The organism is Planctomycetota bacterium (assembly GCA_026387035.1).
In the GTDB taxonomy this organism is placed as follows: Bacteria; Planctomycetota; Phycisphaerae; order FEN-1346; family FEN-1346; genus JAPLMM01.
On sequence record JAPLMM010000189.1, the window covers coordinates 1 to 10,226 of the forward strand.

Here is a 10,226-nt window from a genome sequence, read left to right on the forward strand (position 1 = left end):
GCCGCGCCCGAGCCAACGCCGGCCGCGCCCGCGCCAACGCCGGCCGCGCCCGCGCCAACGCCGGCCGCGCCCGCGCCAACGCCCGCCGCACCCGAGCCAACGCCGGCCGCGCCCGCGCCAACGCCGGCAGCCCCCGAGCCAACGCCCGCCGCACCCGAGCCAACGCCGGCCGCACCCGAGCCAACGCCGGCCGCGCCGACGGGCCCGGTCAATTAGAAACAGCCTTTCAAGGAAATGTTCTAGCCGCGCCGAACATTCGCTCGGCAGTCAGGACAGCGCCGGGGGAGGTATGACATGAAAATGCAAGAGATCCGGGCCCGGGCCGAAACCCTCGGCATCAACAGCCTCCGCAAGGGCAAGGAATCCCTCGTCCGCGAGATCCAGCAGGCCGAGGGCAACCGCGATTGCTTCAACCGCGGCGAAAGCCAGACCTGCGGGCAGTTGGCCTGCGCCTGGCGAAGCGACTGCAGGTAGGCCCCGAGTCGCTCACGCACCACTCGAAGGAGGCCCCGTTGGCCGACACCTCCCATGCGGGTCCACGTCCGGATCCGTCGGAACCGCCGGCCGGCGGCCTTGTCCGCATCCACAGCGTCCAGGAAGAGTACTTTCACCTGATGGTGCGGAAGTGCGCGTGCGGCGGGCCCTGGTTCTCGCACGAGCAGATAGTGCAGCGCACGGGCAACCGGCTGGTCCACCACGTGACGGCCCGGTGCGCCAAGTGCGGCAAGGAGCGGACCTTTCACTTCGCGCTCGTGGGAGAAACGAAACGCGATCGCCCCGCCCCGATCCGCGAGATCAATCCGACGGACGACCCTTCCGAGGCCGTCGACGCCGCCGAGTGGATAGACCTGGCGCGATTCTACCTCGAGCGGATCGAACGGCTGAAGAGCCCGACCGAGCGGGTCCAGTCGCTCCTGGACGCCCGCGGGTGCATCGAGGAAGCGCTCAAGTTCTGCGGGCCGAACGACGACGCCCTCCCGCCGCAGGCTCTATGGTCGGACGCCAGCCGGCGCAAAGTCGCCAAGCACCCCGACGCTTACCGGCGCGAGTCGCTGGAGGCAATGCTCACGAAAATGCCGACGATCGACAAACTCCAGCAGGCGGATGCGATGGAGCAGCGCGAGTTCCGCAAGGCCCTCAAGGAAACCGCGCGCCGCCGCGTCGGCCGGCGATGGTGGGAGTTCTGGAAACGCGGCAGCAACTAATGCCGTGTTCTTCACCGCAGCCCGGCCGAAGGTCCCTACGGGAAGGGCCCCTTTCTTACATGGGGAGAACGCAGAGATCGCAGAGAACGGCGAAAAGGGGGAAAAGGCAACGGCAAACGACAGCGGCTCACAAAACATGTCGTTTGCCGTTCCCCGATCCTTGCTGTTCTCTGCGTCCTCTGCGCTCTCTGCGGTGAAAACCCACGCTCCCCTCCTGGTCGCGGCTAACCATGTGGGATCAGGCCTCGAACAAGGCTCGCGACGGGTCGAGGCCGAGCGATTTCAACCGCTCCGTCAAGAGGTGGATGTAGTCGGCGCTGAGGAGTTCGGCGTCGGCCAGGCCGAGGGCCTCGAGCCCTGCCCGCACGGCCCGTTCGGTCGGCCCTTCGATTTCAACGAACCATCCGAGGTACGGGAGTTCGTCGAGGGCGATCTCGCACTCGCCGACGCGCCAGACGGAGCGCCGCTTCTGGTATCGGAAGGTTTCCCGCAGGCCCATCGCCTGGAAGATGAGGGCCAGTCCCGGCGCGCCGGGCGTCGCCTCGGCGTCCCGGCGGGATGCCCTGGCGAAGCCGGGAGCGGCCCGGACTTCGATCTCGATTTCTTCGCGGCGCTTCAGTTCGCTCTCCGCGCGCGGGCCTTTGTAGGTGAGCGTCGCGCGGAGCGGTTCGCCGCCGCCGGCCGGGCGCTCCTCGCGAACGCGCAGGGCGGCTCCGCGCCGGCGGAGCGTTCCCGCCGCGTCGTCGAAGAGGCGATTATCCTCGAAGACCGTCTCGCCGCCGCTTTCGCTCCGTTCGGCCATTCGTCGGCGAAAGGCCGCCGGGTCGGCGATGCGGACCTTGGCTTCGATTTCCTCGCTCACGGCCTTTTCCCCGCGCCGGCGACCAAGCGGTTTGAGATAAGTTTTGCGCGATGGGTTCGCCGCGGGGCTTGCCCCGCGTCCCGGCGCGCCGGGACCAGCGCCCCGCAAGCGGGGCGGCGAACCCGCCGCGCGCCAAGTTGACGGAATTTACCCCAGACCGCTTAGACGATGCGGACAGCCTCGCCGTGCCTCATCAGGATGTGCTTCCGCCACTCGGCATCGTTGCGGTCAGGATAGTCCGACCGATAATGCACGCCGCGCGTCTCGGTCCGCAAGAAAGCCGCGTGGGCCATCAGGCGTCCGAGCGCCAACATGTTCTGAAGTTCCCAGCCGGTCGGGTCCTCGAAGACCTTGTCGAGGACGTAACTCTGCCAGAACTCGATGAGGCCCTCGGCCTCGGTGAGGTCGTCCTGGCGGCGTGCGATGCCGACGTTCCGCCACATGACGGCCCGCAGGCTGTTCCGCACGTCGCCGAGGTTGAGTTCTCCGCGGGTGGAGCGCGCGACGTCGCTCGCGATCCGTTCCGGGCCGCCGGAGCCGGCCGTTCCTCGGGCGAGTTCCTCGCAAATTCGCCGGCCGGCCAGCCGGCCGAAGACCAAGCCCTCCAGAAGGCTGTTGGAGCCGAGGCGGTTCGCGCCGTGCAGGCCGGTGGCGGTCACTTCGCCGCACGCATACAGGTTCTCCAGATCCGTGCGCCCGTCGCCGTCCACCTGCACGCCGCCGACCATATAGTGGGCGCTGGGGCGGACGGGGATGCGGTCGCGCGCGATGTCGATGTCGAACTGGTCGCACGCCTCGGCAATGCCGGGGAACCGCTGGCGGACGCCGGGCCCCAGCGGCGCCAGGTCCAGGAAGACGTGCGTGGCGCCGGTCTTTCGCATGTGGTCGAGGATGGCGCGGCTGACGACGTCGCGGGGCGCCAGGTCGCCCTGGGGATGGTAATCGGCCATGAAGGCCCGGCCGGTCTTGTCGACGAGGCGTCCGCCTTCGCCGCGGACGGTTTCGGAGATCAGGTGTCGGCTCGCGCCGGCGATGTAGAGGGTCGTGGGATGGAACTGAACGAATTCGAGGTCCGCGAGGGTCGCGCCCGCGCGGTAGGCTATGGCCAGGCCGTCGCCGGTCGCCCCCTCGGGATTGGTCGTCTCGCGGTACATGCGTCCGGTGCCGCCGGTGGCCAGGATGGTTCGCTTCGCCCGAACGACGAAGAGGCCCTGTTTCGGATGCCGGGCCAGCACGCCGACGACGGTCCGGCCGACCGAGAGGAGGTCGATGACGAAGGTGTCTTCGCGCAGGTCCAGGCGCTCGAACTTTCGGGCGCGGCGAAGGAGGGTGGTGGTGATTTCCTTGCCGGTCTCGTCGCCGCGGGCGTGGACGACGCGTGCGGCGGAATGGCCGCCTTCGCGCCCCGCGCTCAGGGCGCCGCCCGCGGAATCGAACGCCGCTCCCCACTTCACGAGTTCGCGGATGCAGTCGGGAGCAGCGGCGACGACGCGGCGGACGACCTCGGGGTCCGACAGGCCGCAGCCGGCCGCCAGCGTATCGGCGACGTGGCTCTCGACGGAATCTTCCGGGGAGACGGCCGCCGCGATCCCGCCCTGCGCGTAGTAACTGTTGGAGTCGCTCGTTCGGCCCTTCAGGAGGACCGTTATCTGGAGGGCGGGCGCCATTTCGATGCACGCGCGCAGCGCCGCCACGCCCCCGCCCACGACCACCACGTCGGTGAAGACCTGAGGCAAGCGGGTCGTGTCAAACGCGGTCAGGTATCGTCGCACTTGTGCAGCACGTCGCATGGAATCCTCTTTTGTGTGACCGCGGGCGCCTCGCCCTCAAACCACGCGTGCCGGTTTGGACCCTTTCTCGCGTTCAGCAACCACCGGGTTCGAGAGCACGCCGACATTCTCGACTTCGACCTCCACGGTGTCGCCCGGCTCGAGGGGACCGATGCCCGAGGGGGTCCCCGTGGCGATGATGTCGCCCGGCTCCAGGGTCATGATGCGGCTGCACCACGAGACGAGGAACTGGCAGTTGAACGCCAACCGGTCGGTGCTCGACCGCTGGCGGACCTCGCCGCCGACGCGACAGGTGATGGCCAGGCGGTTCGGGTCGCCCACGTCGGTCTCGATCCACGGGCCCGCGACGCCGAACGTGTCGAAAGATTTGGCGCGCGTCCATTGACCGTCCTTCGATTGCAGGTCCCGCGCCGTCACGTCGTTGAAACACGTGTAGCCGAGGATGCACGCGTCGGCCTCCTCGAGCGGGACGCTTCGGCAGCGCCGGCGGATGACGATCGCCAATTCAGCCTCGTAGTCCACGCGGCCGGCCATCCGGGGATAAACGATCGGCTGGCCGGGGCCCAGGAGGGCCGTCGTCGGTTTCATGAAGAGCACCGGTTCGTCGGGGAGCGGTTTTCCCATTTCCTCGGCGTGGTCGCGGTAGTTGAGGCCCATGCAAAGCATCTTCGCCGGCCGCGAGGGCGCGAGAAGTTGCACCTCTGCCAGCGCGTGCGTCGTCTGCATCGGCATCACACCTTCCCAGTAGGGCCTGAGGAGTTCGCGCACCCGGTCTTGCTCGACGATGCCGTAGCGCACCTCACTGCCGACGAGGAATCGCACCAATCTCATCGAATCTCCTTCTTCGCACCCGCCCCGGCTCGCTCACTTGGCTGACGGATTCGGCCTTGGGCCCACCATCATCCAGTACGTCTGACACGGGAGGCTCGCCTCGGAAACCGGCAGGAAACTCGCCGGGTTCGCGAGGTAATCGGGCACCCCCGCCTCGCGCGCCCAATCGAGGGGCGGATTCGGCCCGTCGCCGATCCGAAACGCAAATCGGTAGAGCCGGTCCCGCCCGCCCGAGAGGGGTGCGAGTTCCTTCATCGGGATCGCTGCCTCGTAAATCGTGACGCCCGCTTCCTCGTCGCGGCCGATGACCACCCGCGCGCCCTCGACCGGCCCATACCACGGATCCATGTTCTCCGCCAGGTGGGCCCGCAAGGCGACGCCCGGGCGACGCAGGCGGATGACCCGGGCGCCTTCCCGGCCGAACGCGAGGGCCACCAGGTGGTCCGTATCGCGAAACGCCCCGGCCGGAAGGGCTTTGCCGACCCCGCGATGGCCGAAGTCGTCGTCCGCTCGGGCTCCCGTACCCCAGCCGAGTTGAATCGCGTCGCCGTCGAAGGCATTCGCGCCGCCGCGGTAGCCCGCGCGCTTGCGATGGACGGCGGCGGCGAAGTAGAAGTTCTGCCGGTCCCAGGCGGTCCAGACGTCGGCAAACGTGCCGCTCGATTCGCTCTCGACGCGCACCGGCCGGATGCCGTCCCAGTTCAGCAGGCCGTCGCCGACGGTGATTGTCCGCTCCGGCGTCTGGGCCAACTGGACGTACTGCGTCCTTCGCACCCAGGTGTCGTCCATGGTGGCAGCGACCTCGATAGCATACGGCCCGGCTCCTGCTTTTTCCGAGACATCGCACTCGAACGTAAACTCCTTCGCCTCGCCCGGGTTGAGGCCGAAACCGTATTTCGCCTGCCGGGATCGCCACCCCGCAGGGACCAGGAGGCCCACCAGGCCGTCCGCGCGGTACGGTCGCTGGCTCTGGACCCAGACCCAGACGCGGACCCGGCCGGGAAGAGAGCCGCGCGCCACGCTCTCGATCCAGACGGTCGCCGGTTCCAGGCCGACGACGTCCGCCCGCCGCAATCGGTCGCGCAGAAAACCCGTCTGCGGATACTTGCTCGTGATGTACACGGGCGCCTCGCCGAACGGGACGACGAAGCGAGGCCCTTTCCAGATGCCGATGGGCCGGCCGACGACATCCCACGCCTCCAGGCGCGTGCCTTCCTCGAAGACGAGGGTCCCCTGCTCCGGCTCAGCCGGGTTCGGGCCGATCCACGACCAGACGACGGCCACTTCGCGCTCGGGGGTCGAGAAGAGGTGCGCCTCCAGGAGCGGGACGTCGCGCCAGAGGTTGCCCTCGTACTTGCCGCCCGCCAAGAGGTGCGTCATCCAGGCGTACGCTGCCGCGCTGGCCGTCGGCGTCCGAGCGCCCTCGCCCGACGACACGAAGACGCGTTCGGCCCCTTCCGCAACCGCAATCATGTGGCGCGTCACGAGTTTCCAGGCCTGCTGCTGGGGCGTGACGGCGGCAGGGTCGTCGCCCGTCGCGCCGACCGCGACGCGCCCGACGCCCATCCGCTTCGCCACTTGCCGCGCATAGTCCAAACTCCGCCGGTAAGCCCCGCTCCGCAGGTTCGGCGCCCGGGCCCCGGCATCAAGCACCAGACTCACGCCGTCGGCGCCCGCCAAAGCCGGGCCTTCGGTCAGAACGTCCACCAGTTGCTTCGGCGTGGCCGACACCCAGAGCGACGCGGCCGCTCCGCTTCGGCGCACGGCGTCGATCGCCTCGCGAATCCGCCCGCGGTAAACCTCGGGCGAAAGGGCGCCCAGGTCGGACGGGCGGCCGAGTTGCCACTCGCCGACCTGCGACGCGTAGTGCTGCATGCAGGCAACCGACACAAACCCGAACAGCCCCGGCACGCCGAACAGATCCCGGCCCGACGGGCTGAGGCGGACGACGCCGGTCGGCACGGCTCCGGGGCCGACGGCGGCGCTCAGTTCACGATCAGGGCCGGCCCACTGAAACTCGGGCTTCCAGTTCTCCGGAACTTCGCCGACGGAAGGAAGGTTGGCGACGTGGCGGCCGTCCACAACATCCAGCGCGACGTGCCTCACGCCGAGCCGGCGGCAGACTTCCGCCAGGTCGCCGGAAGCCGCCCCCCCCGGCGCCACGAGACCGAAGGGGCTCTTGGGCTGAGGCGTCTCGTCGGCCGGCTGCACCAGAACGATGCCGCTTGCCGCCCCAGCCTTCCGATCGCCCGCCGTCGCCGTCACCACCACGTGGTAATAGCCGAACCGTTTCAGTTCGTTCAGCACAAGATTCGCGGTCGCCGTGCCGGCGGCATCCGGCACCGCCGAGACGAGGGTCCCCTCGGCCACTTTCCGGCCGTAGAAATCCTCCGCCCGGTATTGGAGCCGCACCGGTTCCATCGACCCGGGCGACCGGATGGTCACGCGAAGCCTCGGCGGCAGGTCGGTGTCCAGACGGTAGAACCCGCCGGGAACGGTCGGCTCCAGACGGACGCCGAGCGACCCTTCGGGCGCCGCCGCCGGCTCGGCGAAGACGTGACGGCGAAACACTTGAAGAAGCACCTCGCGCTGGGCCTGTGTCAGCCCGAGCGGGTTCCCGATCTCTTCTTCGGGAGCGGTCTGGGCCCGCGCTGTCGCGGCCGACAGACTGAGGGCCAAAGCCAGGATCCATACGCCACGCATCCGGCGTCTCCTGCGACGAGAAGGCGAGCCCAGATTATAGCGCCGCCGACGCAACGCTCAACCGAAAAGTTAAGGCGGCGGACATCAACGGTGCCGGGCGTGGAAAAAGAGGGACAGGAGCCTTTTCCGCAACGGGTGGCACCCTGGCACGGCTACGGCTCGTGCCGTGGCCGGCTGGTGGCTCGTCCGCCAGTGCTGGGAAAAGACTCCTGTCCTCTTTTTCCCGCTCACCAGGCCGCCAGTTCACCCACGATTTCCTCGACGAGGTCCTTGATCGTGATGATCCCGACGGCGCGCCCGCGCGTGTTGCGGACGACGGCCATGGCCGACCGGGCGGCGCGCATCCGGAACATCGCCTGGCCGACCGGCATCTCCGGAGGAACCTCGACCACATGGCGCGTCATCGCGAGCGCCAGGTCGAACGGCCCGGATTCGGCGCCGAGGACGTCGTTGATGTGCACGATGCCGACGATGTGGTCCTTCCGCCCCTCCCAGACGGGCAACCGGCTGTAGGAGTGGGCGCGCAGTTGTTCGACAAACTGTTCGCGGCCGATGCAGGCCTCCACGGCCGTGACGCGCGCCAGCGGGATCATAACGTCTCGCACCTGCCGCTCGCGCAGCGCCAGCACCCGCTCCACCAGTTCATCCTGGTAGCCCGTGATGACGCCTTCGGCGGCGCCCTCGCGCAGGAACGCCCGCAGGCGCTGCCGCGGATGGAACGGGTTGGCGCGGGCGCCCTCCCGGCCGTGGGCAATCCGCAGCACCAGCGTGCTCGCGCCCTTGAGCGCCGGCACCAGGCCGACCGACCGCAGCACGACGTAGCCCCCGCACAGCAGGCCCGCCAGGCGGTACATCCACCGGTCGGCCTCGTAGGTGAAGATGCTCTTCGGCGTCACATCGGTGAAGACGAAAAAGATCGGCGCGAGCAGCACCGTCGCCAAAATCTCGACGCCGACGGGACCCTGAGCCCACCCGGCGCCTTCGACGAGCGTCGTCACGAAGGCCGTCGTGACGTACACGCCGACGTTGTAGCCGACCAGGCAGACGACGATAAGGCCCCGCACGTCGCCCAGGAGGCCGGCGAGGGTGCGAGCGCGGCGGTCGCCGGCTTCGGCCCGCAGACGCAAGCGGATCCGGTTCAGCCGGTAGATGCCCGTCTCCATGCCGTTGGCCACCGCCGCCACCAGGATGCCGGCCAGCGCCGCCAAGTACGGCCCGAAGCGCACCAGGAGCATCCGGAGCGTTTCCATCAGGCGTTTGGCTCCTCGCTCGGCGCGCCGCCGGCCGCGTCAAGCAGGCGGAGGCGGACGCGCATCACGCGCCTCCGGTGAACCTCCTCTACCGTGAACTCCAGGTTCTGCCACGTGGCCGTGTCGCCCTGCCGGGGCACGCGCCCCAGTAGGCTCGTCACGAACCCCGCGACGGTCGAGTACCGGCCGCCGACGTCCGGCCGGTCCTGGTCAAACAGGTCCGCCCACGAGCGGATCGAAAGGTTCCCCGCCAGGAGGTACTCCGCGGGGCCGAGCCGGCGGACGGGTTCCGGGCCGGGCCGGTCCGTCTCGTCCTCGATCTCGCCGACGATCTCCTCGAGGCAATCCTCGAGCGTCACCAGGCCCGCCACGCCGCCGTATTCGTCCACCACGAGGGCGAACTGAATCCGCTTCGCCCGGAACTCTTGGAGGAGGCTCTCGACCGTTTTCGTCTCCGGCACGTAATGCACCGGCCGCACGAGGACCGCCAGCGGACGGTCCGGGTTCAGGAACGCCGTCTTCGCGTACACGACGCCGCGGGCCTCGTCAATCCCACCCTCGTACACCACGATCTTCGTGTGGCGCGACCGGCGAAAGAGGTCCAGCACCCGGGCCGTCGGCGTCCGAACGTCGCAGGCGACGATTTCGACGCGCGGCCTCATGACCTCGCGGACCCTGAGTTCCGCCAGTTCCAGCACTTCGGTGAGCATCTCGCTTTCGTCGCGCGAGACGGCCCCTTCGCGCTCCGACACCTCGACGATAGCCTGGAGTTCGTCCGTCGTCACCAGGGCCCGCGGGACGGGCCGCCGCCCCGTGATCAGACGCTGCAGGGGGCCCACTACCGCGTAGCCGAGGACCATGCGCAGCGGCAGGACCACCCAACCGAGGAGCGTCAAGGGCAGGCTGACCCACGGCGCGATCCGCGCCGGCATCGTGGCGGCCAGGCTCTTCGGCGTCACTTCGCCGAACACGATCACCAGCAGCGGCGCGACGATGAAGATGCCGACCCGCCACCCCCATGCCTGTCCCGGAAATCGCTCGCCGATCCGGTGGGCCAGCATCACGCTCATCGCAAAAAAGCCCACGTTGACCGTCATGTTCCCAAACAGCACCGTCACCAGCACCTGCCGCGGATCGTCCATCAGCCGCGCTGCAAGTGACCGCAGCGGGTTTCCCGAAGTGCGGAACCGACGCAGTTGGTCGCGCGAAAGATAGAACAGGGCCGTCTCGGACCCCGAAAAGAACGCCGAGGCGCCGAGCAGCAGCGCCATCGCCGCCAGATGGAAGGAAAACGCCGACAGAACCTCTACCATGGCCGACCCCCGCGCCGCTCGCGGACCCTGCGGCCCGTTCGCGGCGTGCCCTCACGAAGGATGGATCCGGCGAATTGTCGAGCGGGTTCGCAGCCCTCCCGCAGCCTCGACCCGCCTTCCTCGCTCTTCATTGCCGTGTCAATTGTAGAACGAACCGCGCGGGATTCAAGCCGTCAGACCAACCCCCCGCCCGTCCGGCACAGAAACAGGTTGTCGTGGCCGGGCACGAGGGCGTCAGCAATCTGGAGGATTTCCTGGAACGATTCCTTCGC

Annotated in this window: 8 protein-coding genes; 2 read left to right on the forward strand and 6 right to left on the reverse strand. The window is 68.9% G+C overall.

Annotation, left to right across the window (positions count from 1 at the left end):
* The first annotated feature begins 294 nt into the window (after nucleotides 1–294).
* Together NTX40_06745 and NTX40_06750 are read left to right on the forward strand one after the other, a co-directional pair.
* Entirely contained in the window at nucleotides 295–474 is a 180-nt protein-coding gene (locus NTX40_06745) for an SAP domain-containing protein (GenBank protein ID MCX5648777.1), read from the forward strand.
* A 38-nt stretch (nucleotides 475–512) separates the two neighbouring features.
* Nucleotides 513–1,205, forward strand: coding sequence for a hypothetical protein (locus tag NTX40_06750; protein MCX5648778.1), 693 nt, complete (start codon nucleotides 513–515; stop codon nucleotides 1,203–1,205).
* A 238-nt stretch (nucleotides 1,206–1,443) separates the two neighbouring features.
* Here the strand turns inward: NTX40_06750 and NTX40_06755 are convergent, their stop codons facing one another.
* The 6 genes from NTX40_06755 to NTX40_06780 all read right to left on the reverse strand — a co-directional run bounded on the left by NTX40_06755 (nucleotide 1,444) and on the right by NTX40_06780 (nucleotide 9,954).
* A complete protein-coding gene (locus NTX40_06755) occupies nucleotides 1,444–2,067 on the reverse strand; it encodes a class IV adenylate cyclase (GenBank protein MCX5648779.1) in 624 nt (207 codons plus the stop codon).
* Nucleotides 2,068–2,228: 161 nt separating this feature from the next.
* Nucleotides 2,229–3,857 (reverse strand): L-aspartate oxidase, encoded by a 1,629-nt coding sequence (gene nadB, locus NTX40_06760; protein MCX5648780.1) that lies wholly within the window; start codon nucleotides 3,855–3,857, stop codon nucleotides 2,229–2,231.
* Nucleotides 3,858–3,893: 36 nt separating this feature from the next.
* Complete coding sequence (locus tag NTX40_06765; protein ID MCX5648781.1) at nucleotides 3,894–4,688, reverse strand: fumarylacetoacetate hydrolase family protein; 795 nt, start codon at nucleotides 4,686–4,688, stop codon at nucleotides 3,894–3,896.
* A gap of 33 nt (nucleotides 4,689–4,721) precedes the next feature.
* Nucleotides 4,722–7,391 carry a hypothetical protein gene (locus tag NTX40_06770; protein MCX5648782.1) on the reverse strand — a complete coding sequence of 890 codons (2,670 nt, stop codon included), beginning with the start codon at nucleotides 7,389–7,391 and terminating at the stop codon, nucleotides 4,722–4,724.
* 227 nt (nucleotides 7,392–7,618) lie between these two features.
* The gene (locus tag NTX40_06775; GenBank protein ID MCX5648783.1) at nucleotides 7,619–8,641 is read right to left on the reverse strand and encodes a CNNM domain-containing protein; all 1,023 of its coding nucleotides are present in this window, start codon (nucleotides 8,639–8,641) and stop codon (nucleotides 7,619–7,621) included.
* Complete coding sequence (locus tag NTX40_06780; GenBank protein MCX5648784.1) at nucleotides 8,641–9,954, reverse strand: hemolysin family protein; 1,314 nt, start codon at nucleotides 9,952–9,954, stop codon at nucleotides 8,641–8,643. The genes NTX40_06775 and NTX40_06780 overlap by 1 nt, the downstream gene beginning before the upstream one ends.
* Between the last annotated feature and the right edge of the window lie 272 nt (nucleotides 9,955–10,226).

What these genes read in the sequence shown, in the direction of transcription:
- NTX40_06745 (MCX5648777.1), top strand. Translation starts at nt 295, where the DNA reads ATGAAAATGCAAGAGATCCGGGCCCGGGCCGAAACCCTCGGCATCAAC.
- NTX40_06775 (MCX5648783.1), bottom strand. Translation starts at nt 8,641, where the DNA reads ATGGAAACGCTCCGGATGCTCCTGGTGCGCTTCGGGCCGTACTTGGCG.
- NTX40_06780 (MCX5648784.1), bottom strand. Translation starts at nt 9,954, where the DNA reads ATGGTAGAGGTTCTGTCGGCGTTTTCCTTCCATCTGGCGGCGATGGCG.
- NTX40_06765 (MCX5648781.1), bottom strand. Translation starts at nt 4,688, where the DNA reads ATGAGATTGGTGCGATTCCTCGTCGGCAGTGAGGTGCGCTACGGCATC.
- nadB (MCX5648780.1), bottom strand. Translation starts at nt 3,857, where the DNA reads ATGCGACGTGCTGCACAAGTGCGACGATACCTGACCGCGTTTGACACG.
- NTX40_06770 (MCX5648782.1), bottom strand. Translation starts at nt 7,391, where the DNA reads ATGCGTGGCGTATGGATCCTGGCTTTGGCCCTCAGTCTGTCGGCCGCG.